The sequence below is a fragment of the Domibacillus indicus genome (assembly GCF_023715895.1).
Classification (GTDB): domain Bacteria; phylum Bacillota; class Bacilli; order Bacillales; family Domibacillaceae; genus Domibacillus; species Domibacillus indicus_A.
Window position 1 is genome coordinate 22,776 of record NZ_JAMBOO010000034.1, and the last position, 19,878, is coordinate 42,653.

Here is a 19,878-nt window from a genome sequence, read left to right on the forward strand (position 1 = left end):
TAAAATTAAGATATGCCAAGAGCAATCCCTAACCCGTGGCCAACAGATTTTGGATTGTCAACACTAAATCAGACAGCCTTTTTAAGGGACGATCGTTTGTATTCAATCGGGCTTACATAGCCTAGTGTTCCATGAATCCGCCGCTTATTAAACCAATTAACATAATCACTGAATTCCAGCGTAAGATGCTCGAGGCTATCAAACTTCATTTGGCTGACAAACTCTGTTTTAATGATTTTAAATGTGGCTTCCGCCACGGCATTATCGTATGGACAACCTTTCATGCTTAAAGAGCGGCCAATCTGGAAGGCCGCTAACGTTTCATCGATGAGCTGGTTTTTAAACTCACTGCCACGGTCGGTGTGGAACATCTGGATGTCCCGCAGATCACCCTGAATGGAAGAAAAAGCCCGTGCGACAAGGCTTGCATCTTTGTTTGGGCCTGTGCTGAAGCCAATAATTTCGCGGTTAAAGAGATCGACAAAGATACATACGTAATGCCATTTGTTTTTGACTTTGACGTATGTTAAATCACTGACGACTACTTTTTTGGCTTCTGCCTGCTGAAACTCGCGTTTCAATTCGTTTGCCTGGGCTGACTCATTACACGGAGCTTTCTGTGGCTTGAACTGTGCCACCGTATAGGAAGAAACAAGCCCTTGTTCCTTCATGATACGTCCAATACGTCGCCTGGAAACTATAAATCCACGTTTGTGCAATTCGACTTTGATTTTGCGCGTGCCGTAGGCACTTCGATTTTGTTTGAAAATCTCTATGACAGCGCCTGTTACGTTGTCTTCTGACTGACGTTCTTTTGCCTCATAATAGTACGTACTACGTGAGATTTGCAGGACGCTGCACATTGTTGATACCGAGTATTTGTCTTGGTTTCGCTTGATGACATTTACTTTCGTCCCATGATCAGCGCGGCTTGCTTTAAAATATCGTTCTCCATTCTGAGCTGTTTCAATTCCTTGCGAAGCTCTAAAAGCTCCTGCTGTTCAGGAGACCGGTTGTCTTTTTCTTTAAAAGAACCGGAGGTTTCATCCTGGTGGATCCACCGGTCAAGAGATGACGGAGTCAGATCATATTCATCAATAATGGCTCGTTTCGTTTTTCCATTCTGGTACAGCTGCACCATTTGCTTTTTAAACTCGGGCGTGAATGTGCGGCGTTCTCGCTTTGTCATATTTGGTGCTCCTCATCTGTTTTAGGTCAAGTGTACGTGACCTTAATTTTTCTGTCCAGATAAGTGTAGACGCTCCACTCCCACCCCTTAGATATAAAGGGAAATTTTTCTTTTTACTATACACCAAGTTACAATTTCATTTTACCTAATTTGTTTTTTTATTGAGCTACCCTAAAGGTTAATAACACTCCTTCACAATCCCTTCCTACTTTAAAAAAATATTCTTCATCCCTTATGCTACAATCTGGCCCTTTACATAAAGAAAGGCCCTTTCCTTGTTACAGAAAAGCGCCCGATTGTTAAAGATCAAAGGCTGTTGTAGCTTGCTGCACTTATTTAACTCTACCATTTTTTTATATTCTGCCCTTTTTCTGAGAAGAAACCACTCGCAATCGATTTTGATCAGACTTTATTCCAAAACGACATAAGAAAGTATCGTGGGGTAGAAAAAAATCAACACCAAACGATGCTTAATTTTGCAGCCATGAATTTAAAAAGCTGGCATGTTGGATATAATTAGATAAAACAATCGATATCCAATGGATACTAAGATGCTTTATTTTGACAAAATACACAAGAAAAAAGGTATTCAATTCAAAATCAATGAATTGAATACCTTTTTGTCTACAGTCTGAAAGAAGTCGGTGCGATGACTTCTTTTTTTTATTTACATTTTTTCACTAAAGAAAGTCGTCATCTTATCAACAGCTTGGTTTACATATTGAGGCACATCATACATATCTACATGAGTTGCTCCCTCCACAATCACCAATTCTTTATCACTCGAAGCTGCTTTTTCATACGCACGTTCCGAATAATAACGTGATTCTGAAATATCGCCAGTAATTAGCATTAACGGTTGTGTCAGCAACTTATCTATATTTGCGTACGGATCAAAGTTCATAAGGTATAAAGCACTTGTTGCCAACATTTTATTCGGTGCATTTGGATGGAAAGCACGGTCTGTACGGTAGTAATCATATGCCTCTTTTGCAGTTGTTGGCATATCATCCGTAAGTTCATCTTCAGAATTTGGCACATAAGTACCATATACTGGTTCGCCACCGTTGGCCATTATTGTACGAGCATCACTTGCAGATTTCAAAGTAGCAAGTTGGTCTTCCGGATTTCCTTGTCCCTCATTCGGAAAACCATCCCGAAAAGCTGCTCCAAAATCGTAAGTACTTATCCCAGCGACCGCTTTAATTCGGTGGTCAAGTGTACTTGCGGCAATTGTGTAACCGCCACCAGCACAAATTCCAGTCGCACCAATTTTTTCCTTATCCACATATTTTAGTGTCGTTAAATAATCAACCGCCGCAAAAATATCGCCCACACGTTCTGTTGGGTTTTCCAAATAACGCGGCTCGCCTTCGCTTGCACCTTGATGACTCGCATCAAAAGCTAAAGTAACGAAGCCTTTTTCCGCCATGCGTTTTGCGTAAAGTCCTGCTGTTTGCTCCTTAACTCCACCACCCGGGTGCGTGAACACGATTGCTGGGTACTTTTGTTTTTTATCAAAATTTTCTGGATAAAATACGTTCCCCGCCATATCCCATACACCATTTTTAAACGTAATAGTTTCCATAGTAACTTTATCATCTCCACTTTTTTTACCTGCTTTTTTACCTGAAGCCTCTGCACTTCCACCAGTCGGTCCCGCATTAAAGCCAGCTAGTAAAATTGCAAACAATATGGAAACGATCGCAAAAGCCTTAATTTTTCTCATATCAAATCCTCCTTTTTTCAAATGCATTTTAATAGTCGGGTCACTTATCACTGATTTCGTTGACTTATGGTTTAATCCAATCAATTCTTTGTTGCTATTATGTTTACCATTCGTCATACTGTCTGTTGCTAAAGCCGATAAAAGAGACTCAATTCTCCCTAGCATCGCAATCACACAAGCAGCAGGAAAAAGCATAACAATTGTCTCCCATGTGATATTAGGAAATTGAAAACTAAATAATTGACTTGGAATCGATCCGAAAATCGAACCTATTGCCGCTACCAAAAGTTATATGAAATTGTAGATTTCTGTGCCCCTCCTGTCACATTGACTAATAATTCGCACTATTTTAAGTATTACTTTGCACATCCAACTTGTAAATTTTATTAAAAAATTACCTATCGACTAAAAAGATTATTAAAGTCTTCATTTTATAATCGAACAATCGTTATTTAACATGTAAATAATACACCACAAGGTAGATGCTTTTTTATATTCAGCCCTTTTCACGCACAATAACTTCACTTACATCCACATAATCCGGTTGCTCAATCGCATACGCCATGGCATTAGCAATGACTTCCGGAGGAAGAGCCATTTTACGACCTTCCTTTAAGAAAGCAGCGCTGACTTCGTCGGTAATATCGTGTCCAAGCTCGGTTTCTGTAACACCTGGACTTATTGCCGTAACCTTTAATTTCCCGGCAACTTCTTGTCTCAATCCTTCGGAAATAGCCATTACAGCAAATTTTGTTCCAGCGTACACAGCAGCCGTTGGTACTACGGTATGAGCAGCTGTAGAAGCAGTATTAATGATATGTCCGTAACCCTGTTCCTGCATTAAAGGTAATACGGCAGCAATGCCGTAGAGCACACCCTTAATATTTACATCAATCATTTTTTCCCATTCGTCTACCTTTAATTTATCTAATGTGGACAATGGCATAATCCCTGCATTGTTAATCATAACATCCACTTTTCCATAAGTAGTTACTGCGTGTTTAACCAAGTTTTCTACATCGTTGCGCTTTGTTACATCAGTTACTTGATAAGTTGCTGTCCCGCCTTTGGAAGCAATAGAGGCTGCCAATTCTTCAAGATTTTCTTTTCTACGTGCTCCTAAAACCACTTTTGCACCTTTTTCAGCGAGAAGTGAAGCCGTCGCACGTCCAATTCCACTGCTTGCCCCAGTAATAATAATTACTTTATCTTTCACCTTTAAAACTCCTTTTTATCTTGAATATTTGACATTTCTCTCGTTCCAGTTTTCATGTTTCCATTTTATTTACCTCCTTTTTTGTAAAGGTTTATTAATCCTTCATGTATTTAAATGGTGCAAGAATAGGTTAATTCTTAGAGGCGACTCTAAAGCAAGTGTTTTTTTATTTTTTTCGGTAAAACACGATTTAGAAAGCTGTCTGTACGAGAGGTTTACCAAAAAGAAGCAACTCTTGCAGCTACTGTTCATCAATATTTTGATAACGTTAGGCAGGATAAAAAAATGAAAATTATATCCTCATAAGATCTAATGAGGGAGCATGGTGTCCTCAAGCACATTTTATAATTATTCGAAGATGCGTTAGGCGCTTAATTGGACAAAAATCGTATGAGCCACAAACGATTCGATTCATCCTCTACCATACTGCTTCTATTACTATCAATTAATTGAGGAATATCACCAGGAACTTGAGGAAGATTACGTTTTTATTCCCCCGATCGTATAACTTAACGCTCAATCAAACTACTTACAAAATTTGATCCAGGTTGTCTCTCAACCTAACAGCACTCCTATTTACACGAACCATTTTTCGCATAAAAAAACTGTCCCAAAATCAATAAAAAATTGGGACAGTTACAATAAAAGTAATGAAATTCTTTAAAACCTTGAAATTACATAATTACGAGAAGAAAACCATGTCGGTGTCTCAATGACCAGTATACCGATTACCAACTCGATAACTCGTAATTTATGCATCCTCATATGCAAGAGAAGTTGATAAATCACGTTAAGCGTTAATCTGCTCTTGGAGATCTGCTACCTTCTGCTCAGCAATAGCTATTGAATCAGCTCCAGCGTACCGGTGGCTCCTCCTGGCTTGCGATCGTAATCAACGCCTTAGCTAGTTTCGCCGGATCTCCACCCTGTTCGCTGTTCTGCTCCGCCCACCAAAGGAGATTTTGAGCGTTACGCTCGGCATAATCTTCAATAGACGGCTCTGCATAAGTCAAAGATTCAGGTTCCAACAATTCAGTACGGAAGAATCCCGGTTCAACGATGGTAGTCTTAATACCAAAAGGCGCTACCTCGAAGCGTAGTGACTCTATTCAACCCTCAAGTGCGAATTTTGAAGTTACATAGGTCGAAGTGAACTCTGCCCCAACCAAACCACCTATTGATGAGTCGAGATAATGTGACCCGAGCGATCCTTGCGCATCACAGGTAGCTAGATGACGCGTTACATAAGTTAGTTTAAAGAACCACCCTTATACATAAAATTATTCGTTTAGACTATAATGTTACCAATCGATTCGTTTTCCATCTCTAAAGAACCCCCCATTAGGCCCATCAGGTCCAATAGTCGCTAACCAAAGAATAGATTCAGCTGCTTGCTTTGGGGTTCTTGGAGCAGATGGTCCACCCATATCTGTACTTACCCATCCCGGACAGACCGCGTTTATTTTGATATCTCCTTTGACTTCGGCACTTACCAATTGTGTCAATCCATTCAAGGAAAGTTTAGACAATTTATAGGCACCTGCTCCTTGGACGGACATGTCTCTCATTGCCCCATATCCTGAAGATACATTAATAATTCTCCCATAGCCTTGCTTTTCCATGAGCGGAATAAAGGAATGGATGACATGGTAAGCACCGAAGAAATTAGTTCTCATCGTTTTCTCTAGAATGGAAGGGTCCATAGTCAATAACTTTTCATTCACATTCAAATACACACCAGCATTATTAATCAATACGTCTAATCTTCCATACCTCTCACTTACTGTAACCGCAGCTTGACGGATGCTTTCTTGATTGTCTACATCCAACATCACAAACGAAACATCCAGATCTGATTCCTTAAGTTTTTCCGCAGCTTCATGGCCCATCTTTGGATCCCGACTTGCCAAAACAACCTTAAATCCTTTTAGAGCCAATTGTTTAACCAGCTCATATCCAATCCCTCGATTCCCGCCGGTGACAAAAGCAACTTGTTTATCCTGTGACAAGTAAATCCTCCTTTTAGCATTGAGTCTTATCCATTGTTTCAATTCATTAGAGTTCTTGAATGGTTGGACGAACAATCATCTCATTAATCGCTACATCTGATGGTTGTTCAATGGCAAATGCAATGGTACGAGCAATGCTAGCAGGCTCGATTTGAACTTTTTTATTAGCTTCAACGGATGCAGATTTTAATTCTAAATCTGAAATGGCATCTAGTAATTCTGTATCAATAGTCCCTGGCGAGATAATGGTTGTACGAATATTGTTGCTAGCCTCTTCTATACGAAGACCTTCTGTTATGGCTCGTACAGCAAACTTGGTACCACTATAAACTGAACTAGCAGGGAATACTAAGTGACCGGCTATTGAGGAAACATTTATGATATGCCCTTCTTTTCTTTCTCTCATGAACGGAAGAACAGCAGCAATACCATAAAGTACACCCTTGATGTTAACATCAATCATCTTATCCCATTCATTGATTTTTTTCTGATGAACTGGTGATAATGGCATTACTCCCGCATTATTAACCATTATATCAATTTTTCCGTACTCTTTAAGAGCATAATCAGCTAACTCTTCCACTTGTTCGTGTGAGGCAACATCGGTCACTTTGTAAATGGCTTGCCCGCCTTTATGTTGAATCTCTTCTTGTAACTTCTTTAATCGCTCTTCGCGTCGAGCAGCTAGCACTAGCTTCGCACCTTTAGATGCAAGTTCTTTTGCAGTAGCTTCACCAATTCCACTAGAGGCACCAGTAATAATGACAACTTTATCTTGAATATTTGACATTCAAATAACATCCTCTCTTATAAAAAACTTGATAGAACAATCAACTTTCTATTTTTCTTAGATGAATGGAGGAAGGGAATTTCCTTTACCAATCATCTTTTCAGGAGTAACTGGGTGTACTTTAGTAATTGTTAAGGACCATTGCTGTTACTGCTCAACACTCTGCATGTGGATTTCATTCATACGACCACCGTGTACCTTAACTTTAGAGAAATTCGTTTCAAGTTCACGAAGTTCTGCTGGTGTCAGCTGAATATTTATAGCTCCTAAATTTTCGTTCAGGTGGTCTATATTACGTGTACCTGGGATTGAAACAATCCATGGCTTCTGCGCCATAAGCCAAGCAAGAGAAATTTGAGCCGGTGTAGCGTTCTTTTTCTCTGCAAATCTTCTGAGCAAATCAACAACCGGCATATTTGCTGCTAAGTTTTCAGGAGTAAATCGAAAGAAGCCAGCTCGAAGATCCGTATTTGGATCAAAATTTGTGTGAGCATCTATTTTTCCAGTGAGATAACCCAAACCAACTGGCCCCCATGGAACGAAGCCGATTCCTAGCTCCTCACAAGTTTTCAGTACGCTGTTTTGTTCTGGAGATCTTTCCATAAACGAGTATTCGCTCTGAATTGCTGTAACAGGATGTACAGCATGCGCTCGACGGATTGTTTTCTCACTCGCTTCAGACAAGCCGTAATGCAAAACCTTTCCCTCCTTGATGAGATCTTTCATTGCACCAGCCACTTCTTCGATGGGAACTTTCGGATCTACTCGGTGCTGGTAATAGAGATCAATTCGGTCCGTTTTAAGGCGCTTAAGTGAGTCATCAACTACTTTCTTGATGTGTTCTGGTCGGCTGTTAAGACCTTCCGAACCTTCAATGTCAAAACCAAATTTGCTTGCTATAACCACATTGTCACGGAAAGGTGCAAGTGCTTCTCCAACAAGCTCTTCGTTAGTATATGGACCGTAAACTTCGGCTGTATCAAAGAATGTGACACCCTTTTCATAGGCTGTACGAATAGTTTCTATGCCCTGGTCTTTGTCTGCAGGAGGCCCATAGTTGGCGCTAATACTCATGCACCCAAATCCTAATTCCGATACGTCTAATGTTCCGAGTTTTCGTGTTTTCATTTTATTTTCCTCCTTTTTTTGAAAAAGGTTTATAAACCCTTTTTTATTTAAATAGTACAAGAATAGGTTACTCCTTAGAGTCGACTTTAAAGCAAGTTTTTATCTCTCCAATAAAACTTGATATAGAAAGCTGTCTGTCCTAGGCTTAGCAAAAAGACTAATACTTGCAGCTGCTGTTCATCAATATTTGAAAACAATAAGTCAGATCAAAATCACCATGTTCCTAATGATTTTGATCTGACTCAAATTGTTTCTCAACTTAATAGCTCCTTTATTTATACTAACCACTTTTCCTACAAAAAAACTGCCCCAGACAATAGAAAATTGGGACAGTTACAATAAAAGTAATGAAATCTTTTAAAACCTTGAAATTACATAATTACGAGAAGAAAACCATGTCGGTGTCTCAATGACCAGTATACCGATTACCGACTCGATAATTAGTAATTTATGCATCCTCATATGCAAGAGAAGTTGATAAATCGCGGTAAGCGTTAATCTGCTCTTGGAGATCTGCTACCTTTTGCTCAGCAGCAGCTATTGCATCAGCCCCAGCGATCCAGCGTAATGGTGGTTCCTCCTGGCTTGCGATCGTAATCAACGCCTTAGCTAGTTTCGCCGGATCTCCACCCTGCTTGCCACTCATTGATTCCCATGCAGTGCGAGTTTTTTCTGTACGCTCGGCGTAATCATCAATCGACAACTCAGGCCAGATTCTTGACTCCGGCTCTAGCAACTCTGTACGGAAGAAGCCCGGCTCGACGATGGTAGTCTTAATACCAAAAGGTTCTACCTCGAAGCGTATTGATTCCATCCAACCCTCAACTGCGAATTTTGAAGCTGCGTAGGCGGAAGTGAACTCTCCTCCAACCAAACCAGCTATTGATGAGATCGAGATAATGTGACCTGAACGAGCTTTGCGCATTACAGGCAGTACTGCACGAGTAACATTCATCGGACCAATAAGGTTGGTGGCTAGTTGTTTCTCAATCTGAGCCGGGCTTAGTTCCTCAAAGTAACCCGCATAGAAGTTACCGGCATTATTAACCAGCACATCGATTGTTCCGAAGCGCTCTACTGCCGTCTTGACAGCCGCCGCAGCATCAGTTGAACTAGTAACGTCCAATTTAACAACTAGTAAATTTTCGTTTTCACCAATGACCTTAGCCACCTTTTCTGGATTTCTACCTGTTGCAACAACCTTATAGCCTGCTGCAAGAGCAGCTTTTGTAATATCAACACCCATACCGCGTCCGGCGCCTGTAATAAACCAAACTTTATTGTTTGTCATAATGTTTCCTCCTGATTTTTCTGTAGTTTTTTCCCCTTCAATGGGAGTAAGAATAGATTAATCCTTAAAGTCGACTCTAAAGCAAGTTTTTTTTTCGAAAAAAAGATTTAGAAAGCTGTCGATTCGAGGTTTATCAAAAAGACGCAAATGAAAAAACAACTGGCTGCTTAATTTTCAGAGAAACAGTTTCCTAATTCATTTTCATAAAAATTTATTTTAGTATCCAGAAACTCTAAACTTTGACGAATCTTCTCGAATTCTTCCTCTACTTTTTTGCGATGATTTTTAAGTAGTGCTAACCTTTCTTCCATTGTTTCATCCCCCATATACCCCCACATGATAAATTGTTTCATGTCTTTTAGTGACATCCCCGATTTTTTTAGGTGGAGCAAAGTTTCAACCCATAATTTGTCTTTATCCGAGTAAATTCTGTTATTATTATCGTCTCTTTCTATTTTTATTAATCCTTCTCTTTCATAAAACCTTAATGTATGTGCGCTTACCCCAACCATTTCAGAAAATTCTTTAATCGAATATGTCAATATGAATCGCCTCCATTAAAATCTGATATGTCTATTTGTTCTTTCTTTTTTAATATGTGACACAATGAAAGAATAATGCTTAGAGTTCACTCTAAGGCAAGATTTTTTTTATTCCTCTGTATATGACGTTCTAACGATCTTTTTGATTTATTTCGTTAGAAAAATTTTAAAAAGGAGATATATGTCAGTTCCGCTGTTAAAATGGTTCTCCCGGTATTTTGGTGAAGCCTTTTGCGGGGAATTATAGCAGTAAATCGATTCCCCAGGAGGCGAATGGTCATGAATGTTCAGCTGTTTGATTCGGAATGGACTTTTCTGCATACTGCTCAAACGCCTGATTGTGTTCATCTATATGTTCAGCCAATTTCGTCCAATAATCCCTGCCCTTCTTGTCACAAAATTTCGAGGCGCATACACAGCCGTTATTGGCGTACTCTTCAGGATACGCCGATCCGGTCTATGGCTGTGGTTCTTCATGTCAAGGCCAGGAAGTTTTTCTGCGATTAGCCGGACTGCAGCCAAAGAATCTTTACGGAAAGGCGGCCAGGCTGGTGGAATTCTTATTGCCGGCGTATAGAGAGGCTCGACGCTTTTTTAAAGCAGCTTGCTTTTTCGCTCAGCGCTGAAGCTGCCAGCCGCCTTTCCTGCCACTATGGTGTTCCTGTCAGTGCCGACACGTTTCTGGCGCTCGTCCGAAAGGAAGAGATTCTTCCAGCAGATACTCCAGCTGTCATTGGTATTGATGACTGGGCATTGAAAAAGGGGAGGCGGTACGGCAGTCTTATCTGCGATTTAACGAACCGAAAGCCGATTGATCTCTTGGAAAGCCGCACGGTAGAAGAGGTAAAAAGCTGGCTAGTCCAGCATCCCTCGATTCAGGTTGTTTCCCGGGACGGATCGATGGAGTACGCAAAAGCCATTACAGGCCCTTCAGGTTACGGACCGATGGCATTTGTTTTCTAATCTTAGCCAAAAAATAGACCACTTATTAAAGCGCAAGTTTTCAAAAGCGATCTCCATACCCATTCCGCTTGAGAAAGAACCGCTGCTTCCTGCCGTTACAGAGAGAGAATGGACGGAAAGTGAGAAGAAAAAGTGGCAGCTGGCCCAGCAGGTACAGGCGCAGTATCATAAAGGAGTGAGTATCTCTGTAATCGCCCGGACCTTTTCACTGGACCGTAAAAAAGTTCGAAAGTATATCCAATTAAAAGAACCAATCCGGCATGAGCGAAGGTCACATCACAGCGCAGATCCTTACCAGCCTATTATTCTGGAGCTGCTTAAACAGAATCTGGCCACTCCGGCTATTTTCGCCATTATTCAGAAGGAAGGCTATCAAAAATCACTCTCGTCACTAAGAGACTATATTTTTACCTTAAAGAAGAAAGGACAAGTTTCCCCTAGAAATAAGGTGGTGAAACTGTCTAGAAGCAGGCTGCATGCTTATCTCTGGTCTAAGCTCGCTTCTTCTCCCGAAGAAGAAACAGCTATTCAGATAGTAATGAAAAAGGACCCGGAGCTGGCGAAAATTAGATCGCTTCTAAGTCGTTTCCACAAACTGATGACAGACCGGGAAAGTTTGGCCATATTTGAGAAATGGATAGATGCGGCTTCACAAAGCGGTATCGATGAATTTCAGCAGTTTAGCCAGTATCTCCGTTCTGACTGGGCAGCTGTCAAAAATGCCTTTTTATATTCTTGGAGCAATGGCTTGGTTGAAGGCCATGTAAATCGAATTAAGGTAATCAAGCGGCAGATGTATGGCCGTATGAGCTTTGACCTTCTTCGCCAGAAAGTTCTGTTTCAAACAAGTTGATTCTATTCTGAAAAAATGACAGACAGAGTCTATACATACCTATGATAAGGTTCACCAAAATACCGGGAGAACCATTTTAACAGCGGAACTGACAATTGTCCTTTTATCGCATTACAGATCAGAAGACTCCTTTAAATTGCTTAGTAATTAGCAGGACATGAATGGCCGGTAATGGGAGAAAAATGACGTCAATCCTATTTTTATATAAATATATATTTAAAGTTAGAGGTTAAATGGATTGAGTAGTTGCACTCTCTTTCCTAATTGGTTTTAATCATTAGGACATTCCTTTGTGGCTACCTACATGCCCTGCCCTCTGCAAATACGTCCCTCCTTTCATCAAACTGTAAGCATGAAAAATTGCCTTTTTGCCAAAACGATCCCGTATTTGATCAATCGTTTCGTCTAAAATATGCTGTCTTTCATCCAGATCCAGCGGCGTAAACAAGTCGATTTGTTCGTGCCCCGCCGGCTGCAGCTTGCTGCAAACTACATGAATCTGACGTACTGGCTGTCCGTCCCAATATCTTTTAAACAGCCGAACAAAGTGCTCACACAGTTCAGCTGTTTTGTTTGTGCTTCGTGGAAGCAATATTTGATGCCGAAAGCCGCGGTCCTCAATATCCCGGCTGTAAGATATGCCAAGAGCAATCCCCGCTGCAGCAGCTCCATGCTGGCGCAAACGCATCGCAACATCCTCTGTCATTTCTTTAATAACGATGATAATTTCACCTTCCTTACAAGTATGAGTAGCCTAAAAAAGCCCTAGATTCAAAAGATCTGGGGCTTTACCAATGCAACATAATATGTTGAAGTGCACCTCTTAGAATAGACGTTGAAAACCGTTACTATTTTAGGGGGTGCACTTTAAAAGATATCAAGGGGTTATTTTTTGAAAAATTTTCAGCCCCAGATTCTCCTTACGTAATAGGTATCCTTTTTTAATTTCACTTCGTAGACATCCGGATACGACAATTCTTTCCATTCTTTGAACCCATACATGCCGTCAATTCGTATCAACAAAAGTCCCATCATATTGCTATGAGTGGATAGAACGGTGCCGTCGGTTGCTGCTTCAAGCACTTCCATTCCCCCTTTTGTTATTTCGCGGCTCGATTCTCCGCCGGCCATTTTCAGGTCCATATCCCGAAAGGATTCTTTAAGACGTTCCAACCAATCTTTTATGTTTTTCGAAATCAACCTGTGCTCAGCAAGCCGATCGTCCATTTCTACCTGCAAGCCCAGGCTGTCTGCTGTTGGTTTGACGGATTGAATAGCCCGTGTGAACGGGCTGGAAATGATGTGCTTAATATTCCGCTTTTCAAAAAAGTGCATAAGCTCTTTCGCTTGTTCTTTTCCCTCTTCAGTCAATTCCGCATCCAGCTCTTTTCCTGTAGCTTGGCAATGCCTGACCAGATATACTGTTTTGTCCATTTGGTTCGCTCCTAACTTCCTTTACTCACAACGTCATTACTTTTTTCGTTTTCACCATAAGTTTTAACGAAAAATCCTTCAGATTTAGATCACTCTGTATATAGAATATCTTGAATATTTGAGTACCCTTCCTTTTCCAGCTCACCATATAGCCATTTTTTTGATTTGCCTACGTCGTTAAGGATTCCTTTGTTAATCTCTCCTTCGTCAATTAAGCCTATACCCTTTCCCCCCGTATCTGACTCCTTTAGGGGTCCTGCCGCATGCCCATCAAGCTAAGTTAAAATCATAATCCAAACAAAAAATGCTATGTTTACCATAGGCAGTTTACGATAAAGGATGGCGTTTTTTTGATGAACTATTTCAGCTGAAATGATTTGAACATTCAAGATTCAAAGCTCAACTATTGGTATACGATCTTTTAAATGCGAGTGAAGAAGATTTGCGAAAGCTCCAGCAATTTTGGGAAACTCTTAAAGAAGAATAAGACTAATTTAATCAAAAGACCTGATTGTCACTGAACATGATAGTCAAATGACTGCTGCTTAATGGTGTATTAAGAATGTAGAACTTGGATTTGATGGTAAAACAGGAACAACACATTAGGCGGGAGAAATCTTTATGAAAATTAAAACCGTAGGCACTTGGGATGATGAATTTTGGCAGGACGCGAACCCCCTTTATATGGAGGCATTTGGAGATAAGGGAGCCAAGCCGGTTAAGATTATCAAAAATATGTTTGCACAAGGAATTGCTGAGCTTCATGTGGCGTACAACGAGTCGGGAGCGGTTGTTATGGCTCTTACAGGGAAACTCGTATCTGACCGGGTGATGATCATCGACTATTTGGCTGTATCTGAAAAAGAGCGAGGTCATGGACTTGGCAAACACTTTGTTGATTACCTGCGAAAGAAAGTAGGTGATGAGGTGTATCAGAAATTAATTATTGAGGCTGAGTCAGAGGAAACACCAGATAATAGAAGACGTATCCACTTTTGGCAATCATGCGGCTTTCTTCTCACAGAGTATGTCCATCACTACATCTGGGTGCCGGAAACCTACCAGGCTATGTACCTTCCCCTCCTTGCTGATTCGAGGAAGGTAATGGGAGATGACGAGCTGGGCCGGGCTCTTCAGCTGCTCAACAACCGGCCGCGTAAGTGCCTGGGCTGGCGTACGCCACACGAAGCGTTTATTGACGAAGTGTTGCACTTAAATTGACAAATGATCCAATAAAAAAAGACCTTATTGATCCTGTGAGATTTTCTAACATGAAATTTTATTTTATAAAGAAAAACAGAGCAGAAATTAGTATATAATGTAAAATTATCGCATCAAATTACGAAAATTGAACTTATTAACCATCATAATAAATCAGAGGATACAAATATGGCTCATAATAACATCGTAAATAGTCTGGATATTCAAAATAAAAAACTCGACCACAAATCTCTTATCCCAACACCAAATGGGTTTGTGTTCAAATTTATAAAGAAAGATAACGATTTTGTTTATACATTTATTAAAGGTGAATTTCTAAAAAAAGTAGGACTTTCTCCTGCATGTATCGTTGGCAAAACCTTGCATGAGCTCTCCCGTGAAGATAAAGCGAATGAGAAATATCATTTTTATGAAACAGCCTGGAACGGCAGCATTATTAACTATGAAGAAAATGTAAATGGATTTCATTATCTCGCTTTATTAATTCCAGTAATGGCCGATTCACAGGTTATTGAAGTAACTGGTACTGCTATCGAGACTACAGAGCATCAGAAGAGTGCCCTCAAAATTCAAGAACTAGAGAAACTTTCATTTGGTGTGGCTAAACAATGGCTAAGTCATGGATATTCCGGGAAGCATTGATGTCCGCGTTTTCGGAATGACCGCACGAAACACAAATAAATACCGCTTGTGTTCGACGGTTTTCTTTCGCTGTATGTCCGCATGAGTGACACTTTTGGGAAGTGTAGTGAGGATCAACAGCGATCACCTTCTTGCCGTACCACTTCGCTTTGTATTCCAGCATCGTGCGGAATTCCGACCAGGAAACTTCGCTGATTGCTTTGGATAATGTACGGTTCTTCAGCATGTTTGACACTTTCAGGTCCTCAATCCCGATGACATCGTGGTTTTTGATGATCTCGGTCGTGATTTTTTGCAAGTAATCAGTCCGTGCGTTCGCAATCTGTTCATGAATACGTGCCACTTTCATACGCTGTTTTTGTACATTTTTCGCTTCTGATAAAGGTTTTTTTTGCTGAATCGCCAGGCGCTGGCGGCGGGAAAGAACACGCTGTGCTTTGGCCAGCTTCTCTTCTAACGCTCTAAAAAATGTTGGATTTTTGTACACTTTCCCATTCGAGAGAATGGCAAAGTCTTTTAAGCCGACATCAATCCCAACAGTGGAATCTGTTTTGGGCAGGTCTTTCACCTCTGTTTCAACAAGCAAAGAAACTAAGTATTTGCCGGAGGGGTTTTTTCGTACCGTTGCGTTTAAAATGCGGCCTCGCACGTCACGGCTGTTCGCAAAACGAACCCACCCCAGCTTAGGCAGTTTCATGCGATTGCCTGCAATACTTACCTCTGGAAGCTGGTTCTTTTTTTCAATATTTGTCGTGTAAGACTGAACCTTATTTTTCTTACTCTTAAATCGTGGAGCCTTGTTTTGCTTCTTGAGGAAACGGCCAAATGAGTCTGCAAGATGTTTCAAGGATGACTGCAGGGAATGTGAGTCAACTTCTTGCAGCCAGCTTAATTCTTTCTTTAGCTGTGTAAGCTGGGAAGAACAGGCACTGTACGATAAGCCTTTTCCGGTTGTTTGATAGGTTTCGTTCCATAAGGAAAGGAAGCGGTTGAACACAAAACGCGAACAGCCGATGGTTTTCGCAATCCACCCTTCTTGTTCTTTGTTTGGATATAGGCGAAAGCGATAGGCTTTGTTAACCAGCATTCTACTCACCTCGTTTAGTAGATATAATACAAATTATACCAAAAGTAAGACAAAACTAAAAACGTTTGCTTCGCAAAACTGACATTCACCCCACCGCTTATTTCTAGGCTGCGCCCTTGACGAAATGGAAGCGGGGGTACTCTTTCAGTAAAATCTGATAGAGTGTGATAAATAAAAACACCTTTAAGTTGAAAAACGGGTATGTACTTACCTAAAAAACTAACTTGGAGGTGTTTTTTTCTATGGGGACAAGAGTCTGTTATCCAGTGGAAGTAAAAATGAAGGCTGTAAAAATGAGATTAGCTGGAGTGCCGGTCAAAGAAGTCTTAAATGAGTTAAATATCCGAAACAAGACGCAGCTTAAACCATGAATGAAATGGTACAAATCAGGTGAACTTCACCGATTTGAACAGCCGGAAAAAGTGCTCACACAGTTCAGCCGTCTGATTTGTACTTCTTTTGCAACAATATTTGATGCCTAAAGTCGCGTACATTGTTTCACAAACAGAGGCAGTCTGCCAGCCTAGGCCGATTCTTTTTTATGCATAAAATACCGGATCTTCCTCATCCTACTGAAAAAGGGGCAATAGGTGATGTCATTTTAGCAGCAGGATGAAGCATTGTATTCAGAAAGCCGTTTTTATTGGTCTATTTATACAAGATGTTCTTTCTTGGCATACCATATTTCTCACCGCTACGGTGGAAGGGTTTAAAAGATGCATTTGATCGGCGGTCTTGGCGGAAATTAATGAAGCGGTCCTATGACAGCAAGCTACAAACGCTAAAAAAAGTAGAAGGAAGACAGTGGGTGAAAAAATGAAAAGGGAAGCAAGCATTTCAACCTGGCAGCTCTTTTTCTTTATGCTGCAGACCCATGTTGGTGTCGGAATTCTCTCTCTTCCATACGACGTGCATCAAGCCGCAGGGAAAGACGGCTGGTTATCGATCCTGCTTGCGGGTTTTTTCATGCAATTAGGGATTATCGTGATTTGGATGCTGGCTTCCCGCTTTCCCAACAAGGCACTGCCTGAATTTCTGCCGCTCATAGTCGGACGTGTGATCAGTGTACTTATTATAGCGCTTTATATGCTCTTCTTTTTCATGGTCGCCAGCCAGGTTTTAGCAGTTTTTCTTTCCATTACAGCAGACTGGGCATTTCCACGAACACCGTCCGTTGTTTTCGCCGTTATTATTACTGGGATTACGATCTATTTGATTCAGGAGGATATCAGGGTTATTGCTCGCTTTCACATAGTGGTGTCCTTTTTAATGGTTAGCGTGCTTGTAGTCTTTATTTTTATATGGAACCACTTGAATGTTTATTATTTACTGCCTATTGCATCTTCCGGTATCCAGGATATAGCAGCAGGAGCCCAGAAAGCGATTTTTTCATTAGCTGGAATCGAAATGCTGCTCTGGCTTTTTCCCTTTACTCAGGCGAACAACAAAGGAAAATGGAAAGCTGCTGCAGGAGCAAGCCTGGTTGTCACGATTATTTATACATTGCTGACGCTTTGCGCATTTACCTATTTTAGCGAAGCTAAGCTAAAGCACGTCCCAGAACCAGTTATTTACATGCTTAGATCAATTGAACTGGGCATCGTAGAACGGCTGGATCTTATTTTTCTTACTTTTTGGGCTGGTTTCTCCATTACTTCGTTTATGAACTACCTGTACTTAGCTGCAATGAGTGCAGCTAACATCACTAAAGCGAAGCACCATAAAACGGCTGTTTATATTTTCGGTCTTCTCATTATACCGCTGGCTGTTTATACGAGTAATGCCGAGTCGATCAAAATGCTTGGCGGCTTCATCAGCTCGGCCGCTCTTGGTTTTTTGTTTATCATTCCTTTATTTTTACTTGTTGTCGCCGTTATTATGCGAAAGCGAGAAGGTACAGGATGAGAAAATGGTGGACTGTCGTTCCTCTTTGCCTTAGCAGCAGGAAAAGCACAGCAAAGGAGAATGGCCTATGCTAAAAAAAACTGTCTATACACCAGGAAAAAAAGCTCCAGTTTATAGATGGCTATGTAAGTGCAAAAAAATATCCTCCGTCTATTCGTGAAATAGATGATGCGGTTGAGTTAAATTCTTGTTCAACCGTAAAGGGCCATCTTGATCGTTTAAAGGTGTCCGGATACGTAACCTGGGAACAGGGAAAGCCGCGGACATTGAACGTTATAAAAAAAGCACAATAACTCCATTGAAATTAAATGCTTAATAGATAAAAGGAGCAACAACAGCATGAGGGACTGACCCCTGTCTGTGAGACAAGGATCAAAGCACCTTTTAAACAGCTAGCTGCCGGTACGCAACCGGCGGCTGGTTGTTTAATTTCGCTTGAATACGGATATGGTTATAGTAGTGAATATACCTTTCAACAGTTTGCACTACGATGGCCGTCGTAGTGCTTTCCAGGTTGTCGAGGTAGAACGTTTCAGACTTTAGTGAGGAATGAAACGATTCGATGGAGGCATTATCAGCGGGCGTCCCTTTACGGGACATGCTCATGATAATGCCTTTTTCTCTGACTTTCTGCTGGTACGCATAAAATGTGTAAACGGATCCCTGATCACTATGAAGGATGCATTCTCCAAGCAGAGGAGGAAGCTGCGACAGGGTATCGAGCACAAAGTTTGTATCCTGAAAGTCTCTGATCAAATACGCAATGATTTCGCCGTTATATAAATCCTGGATACTTGAAAGATACAGCGGTTTCTGCCCAAAAGGCAAGTACGTAATATCTGTGACAAGCTTTTGAAGGGGCTGACTTGCCTGAAAATTACCTTTTAAAAGATTGTCGGCAATATGATAAGGCTGTCCCGTCTGCCTGCGTTTCTTCACTCTCACCCGGCACTGCCAGCCATACTTCTGCATCACACGCTGCACCCTTTTATGATTTATAGGGATTTCCCGCTTTAATAAGGCAGTGATTTTACGGTAGCCATATCGAAATTTATTCTCCCGGCACAACGTGCCGATTTTTCGTTCAATCGCCTGCCTGGAAGTTTCTATCCGGCTCTTCTTCCTCCAGCGATAATAAGTAGATCTTGGTATGCCCAGATGACTGCAGATTTCCTTAATGGGCATCTCTTTTTTCAACTCATCAACTAATTCTACAGCTACTTCTGGTACCACTTCCTCTCCAATTCTTTGTACTTTTTTAAGACTTCAATCTGTTGTTTCAAAAAACGATTTTCTGTCTTCAGTTTCTCTGCTTCATTTTCACCTTCCGGTCCTTTCCCATAGGCATATTGCTTACCTACAGGCTGTTCAAACCGATAGGTTTCCTTGTTTTGATACCATTTCACCCACCTTATGAGTTGTGAACGGTGCCTAATATTTAATTCCTGCATGACTTGATTGGCCGGAATCCCGGCTAATCGCATTTCCATTGCCTTCATTTTTATCTCTGTTGGATAGCTCACTCTTGTGCCCACAGAAAAACACCTCCAAGTTGTTTTTTTAGGTAATTACATACCCGTTTTTCAACTGAAAGGTGTTTTTATTTGTCTCACTCTATGGGGTCAGCCCCTGAAGACTGTTATTGCTCCTTCTTTTTTACTTTCTGTATTCCAAAAGTGAAATTGACATTCACTTAATCATGAATCATTTCAATTAGTTATAGAGAGGTAATCAAGTGAGGAAGAGTGTTTGGGGACCGTCAATAATTTTGTGTAAATGGCGAATCCCTTTTCTTGCAGACTGTCATTTAATCAGTCGTTTTAAACATGGCTGCGAGCTCTGCGCGCGCCTGGTCAAAACCAATATGGCACCGCAAAGC

General features: G+C 40.9%; 19 protein-coding genes and 4 pseudogenes. 9 read left to right on the forward strand and 14 right to left on the reverse strand.

What is annotated here, in order from left to right; genetic code table 11:
• Window positions 1-68: 68 nt before the first annotated feature.
• The 9 genes and pseudogenes from M3221_RS23545 to M3221_RS23585 form a co-directional block, all read right to left on the reverse strand.
• Window positions 69-1,189, reverse strand: a protein-coding gene (locus M3221_RS23545; protein WP_251274491.1) for an IS3 family transposase whose coding sequence is annotated in 2 segments (ribosomal slippage) — window positions 69-940 and window positions 940-1,189 — 1,122 coding nt in all. Because the reading frame shifts where the segments join, the coding sequence is not laid out codon by codon here.
• 667 nt (window positions 1,190-1,856) lie between these two features.
• On the reverse strand, window positions 1,857-2,945 hold the full coding sequence (locus M3221_RS23550) for an alpha/beta fold hydrolase (protein WP_311316170.1): 1,089 nt from the start codon (window positions 2,943-2,945) through the stop codon (window positions 1,857-1,859).
• Between the two features lie 48 nt (window positions 2,946-2,993).
• Window positions 2,994-3,200 (reverse strand): annotated as a pseudogene (locus M3221_RS23555) (SulP family inorganic anion transporter); the annotation flags it as partial.
• 214 nt (window positions 3,201-3,414) lie between these two features.
• Window positions 3,415-4,134, reverse strand: a complete 720-nt coding sequence (locus M3221_RS23560; RefSeq protein WP_251274493.1) for an SDR family oxidoreductase — start codon at window positions 4,132-4,134, stop codon at window positions 3,415-3,417.
• Between the two features lie 1,301 nt (window positions 4,135-5,435).
• The gene (locus M3221_RS23565) at window positions 5,436-6,143 is read right to left on the reverse strand and encodes an SDR family oxidoreductase (protein WP_251274495.1); all 708 of its coding nucleotides are present in this window, start codon (window positions 6,141-6,143) and stop codon (window positions 5,436-5,438) included.
• A gap of 46 nt (window positions 6,144-6,189) precedes the next feature.
• The gene (locus tag M3221_RS23570; RefSeq protein ID WP_251274497.1) at window positions 6,190-6,933 is read right to left on the reverse strand and encodes an SDR family oxidoreductase; all 744 of its coding nucleotides are present in this window, start codon (window positions 6,931-6,933) and stop codon (window positions 6,190-6,192) included.
• Between the two features lie 147 nt (window positions 6,934-7,080).
• A complete protein-coding gene (locus M3221_RS23575) occupies window positions 7,081-8,061 on the reverse strand; it encodes an aldo/keto reductase (protein WP_251274499.1) in 981 nt (326 codons plus the stop codon).
• A gap of 448 nt (window positions 8,062-8,509) precedes the next feature.
• On the reverse strand, window positions 8,510-9,352 hold the full coding sequence (locus M3221_RS23580) for an SDR family NAD(P)-dependent oxidoreductase (protein ID WP_251274501.1): 843 nt from the start codon (window positions 9,350-9,352) through the stop codon (window positions 8,510-8,512).
• A 167-nt stretch (window positions 9,353-9,519) separates the two neighbouring features.
• Window positions 9,520-9,894 (reverse strand): MerR family transcriptional regulator, encoded by a 375-nt coding sequence (locus tag M3221_RS23585; RefSeq protein WP_251274502.1) that lies wholly within the window; start codon window positions 9,892-9,894, stop codon window positions 9,520-9,522.
• Between the two features lie 279 nt (window positions 9,895-10,173).
• Here M3221_RS23585 and M3221_RS26930 point away from each other — a divergent pair, with 279 nt between their 5' ends.
• The 3 genes from M3221_RS26930 (at window position 10,174) to M3221_RS27110 (ending at window position 11,710) form a co-directional block, all read left to right on the forward strand.
• Window positions 10,174-10,401, forward strand: a complete 228-nt coding sequence (locus M3221_RS26930) for a transposase family protein (protein ID WP_396395372.1) — start codon at window positions 10,174-10,176, stop codon at window positions 10,399-10,401.
• Window positions 10,402-10,632: 231 nt separating this feature from the next.
• On the forward strand, window positions 10,633-10,857 hold the full coding sequence (locus tag M3221_RS23590) for a transposase (protein ID WP_311316171.1): 225 nt from the start codon (window positions 10,633-10,635) through the stop codon (window positions 10,855-10,857).
• Window positions 10,847-11,710 (forward strand): transposase, encoded by an 864-nt coding sequence (locus M3221_RS27110; RefSeq protein WP_251274506.1) that lies wholly within the window; start codon window positions 10,847-10,849, stop codon window positions 11,708-11,710. Before M3221_RS23590 ends, M3221_RS27110 begins: the two co-directional genes overlap by 11 nt.
• A gap of 277 nt (window positions 11,711-11,987) precedes the next feature.
• Here M3221_RS27110 and M3221_RS23600 read toward each other — a convergent pair whose 3' ends face one another.
• The 3 genes from M3221_RS23600 to M3221_RS26940 all read right to left on the reverse strand — a co-directional run bounded on the left by M3221_RS23600 (window position 11,988) and on the right by M3221_RS26940 (window position 13,365).
• Entirely contained in the window at window positions 11,988-12,437 is a 450-nt protein-coding gene (locus M3221_RS23600) for a DinB/UmuC family translesion DNA polymerase (RefSeq protein ID WP_311316172.1), read from the reverse strand.
• A gap of 176 nt (window positions 12,438-12,613) precedes the next feature.
• Window positions 12,614-13,144: a histidine phosphatase family protein gene (locus tag M3221_RS23605; RefSeq protein ID WP_251274510.1), complete on the reverse strand. Its 531-nt coding sequence runs from the start codon at window positions 13,142-13,144 to the stop codon at window positions 12,614-12,616.
• Between the two features lie 89 nt (window positions 13,145-13,233).
• Window positions 13,234-13,365: a YetF domain-containing protein gene (locus M3221_RS26940; RefSeq protein WP_396395380.1), complete on the reverse strand. Its 132-nt coding sequence runs from the start codon at window positions 13,363-13,365 to the stop codon at window positions 13,234-13,236.
• 514 nt (window positions 13,366-13,879) lie between these two features.
• Here M3221_RS26940 and M3221_RS27115 point away from each other — a divergent pair.
• From M3221_RS27115 to M3221_RS23615, 3 genes and pseudogenes are all read left to right on the forward strand, one after another.
• Window positions 13,880-14,146 (forward strand): annotated as a pseudogene (locus M3221_RS27115) (GNAT family N-acetyltransferase); the annotation flags it as partial.
• A 108-nt stretch (window positions 14,147-14,254) separates the two neighbouring features.
• A pseudogene (locus tag M3221_RS27120) lies at window positions 14,255-14,365 on the forward strand (IS30 family transposase); the annotation flags it as partial.
• Window positions 14,366-14,533: 168 nt separating this feature from the next.
• Window positions 14,534-15,007 (forward strand): hypothetical protein, encoded by a 474-nt coding sequence (locus tag M3221_RS23615; protein WP_251274514.1) that lies wholly within the window; start codon window positions 14,534-14,536, stop codon window positions 15,005-15,007.
• On the opposite strand, the gene tnpB is transcribed toward M3221_RS23615, so the two are convergent.
• The gene (tnpB, locus tag M3221_RS23620) at window positions 14,967-16,094 is read right to left on the reverse strand and encodes an IS200/IS605 family element RNA-guided endonuclease TnpB (RefSeq protein WP_251274516.1); all 1,128 of its coding nucleotides are present in this window, start codon (window positions 16,092-16,094) and stop codon (window positions 14,967-14,969) included. The genes M3221_RS23615 and tnpB overlap by 41 nt on opposite strands.
• Window positions 16,095-16,336: 242 nt before the next feature.
• Here tnpB and M3221_RS26945 point away from each other — a divergent pair.
• The 3 genes and pseudogenes from M3221_RS26945 to M3221_RS23635 form a co-directional block, all read left to right on the forward strand.
• A pseudogene (locus tag M3221_RS26945) lies at window positions 16,337-16,462 on the forward strand (IS3 family transposase); the annotation flags it as partial.
• Window positions 16,463-16,898: 436 nt separating this feature from the next.
• The gene (locus M3221_RS23630) at window positions 16,899-17,999 is read left to right on the forward strand and encodes a GerAB/ArcD/ProY family transporter (protein ID WP_251274518.1); all 1,101 of its coding nucleotides are present in this window, start codon (window positions 16,899-16,901) and stop codon (window positions 17,997-17,999) included.
• Window positions 18,000-18,085: 86 nt separating this feature from the next.
• Window positions 18,086-18,292: a LexA family protein gene (locus M3221_RS23635; protein ID WP_311316173.1), complete on the forward strand. Its 207-nt coding sequence runs from the start codon at window positions 18,086-18,088 to the stop codon at window positions 18,290-18,292.
• Window positions 18,293-18,383: 91 nt separating this feature from the next.
• Here the strand turns inward: M3221_RS23635 and M3221_RS23640 are convergent.
• Window positions 18,384-19,534, reverse strand: a protein-coding gene (locus tag M3221_RS23640) for an IS3 family transposase (protein WP_251274520.1) whose coding sequence is annotated in 2 segments (ribosomal slippage) — window positions 18,384-19,264 and window positions 19,264-19,534 — 1,152 coding nt in all. Because the reading frame shifts where the segments join, the coding sequence is not laid out codon by codon here.
• Window positions 19,535-19,878 lie beyond the last annotated feature (344 nt).

What these genes read in the sequence shown, in the direction of transcription:
- M3221_RS23550 (WP_311316170.1), bottom strand. Translation starts at nt 2,945, where the DNA reads ATGCATTTGAAAAAAGGAGGATTTGATATGAGAAAAATTAAGGCTTTT.
- M3221_RS23570 (WP_251274497.1), bottom strand. Translation starts at nt 6,933, where the DNA reads ATGTCAAATATTCAAGATAAAGTTGTCATTATTACTGGTGCCTCTAGT.
- M3221_RS23575 (WP_251274499.1), bottom strand. Translation starts at nt 8,061, where the DNA reads ATGAAAACACGAAAACTCGGAACATTAGACGTATCGGAATTAGGATTT.
- M3221_RS23580 (WP_251274501.1), bottom strand. Translation starts at nt 9,352, where the DNA reads ATGACAAACAATAAAGTTTGGTTTATTACAGGCGCCGGACGCGGTATG.
- M3221_RS26930 (WP_396395372.1), top strand. Translation starts at nt 10,174, where the DNA reads ATGAATGTTCAGCTGTTTGATTCGGAATGGACTTTTCTGCATACTGCT.
- M3221_RS23605 (WP_251274510.1), bottom strand. Translation starts at nt 13,144, where the DNA reads ATGGACAAAACAGTATATCTGGTCAGGCATTGCCAAGCTACAGGAAAA.
- M3221_RS23615 (WP_251274514.1), top strand. Translation starts at nt 14,534, where the DNA reads ATGGCTCATAATAACATCGTAAATAGTCTGGATATTCAAAATAAAAAA.
- tnpB (WP_251274516.1), bottom strand. Translation starts at nt 16,094, where the DNA reads ATGCTGGTTAACAAAGCCTATCGCTTTCGCCTATATCCAAACAAAGAA.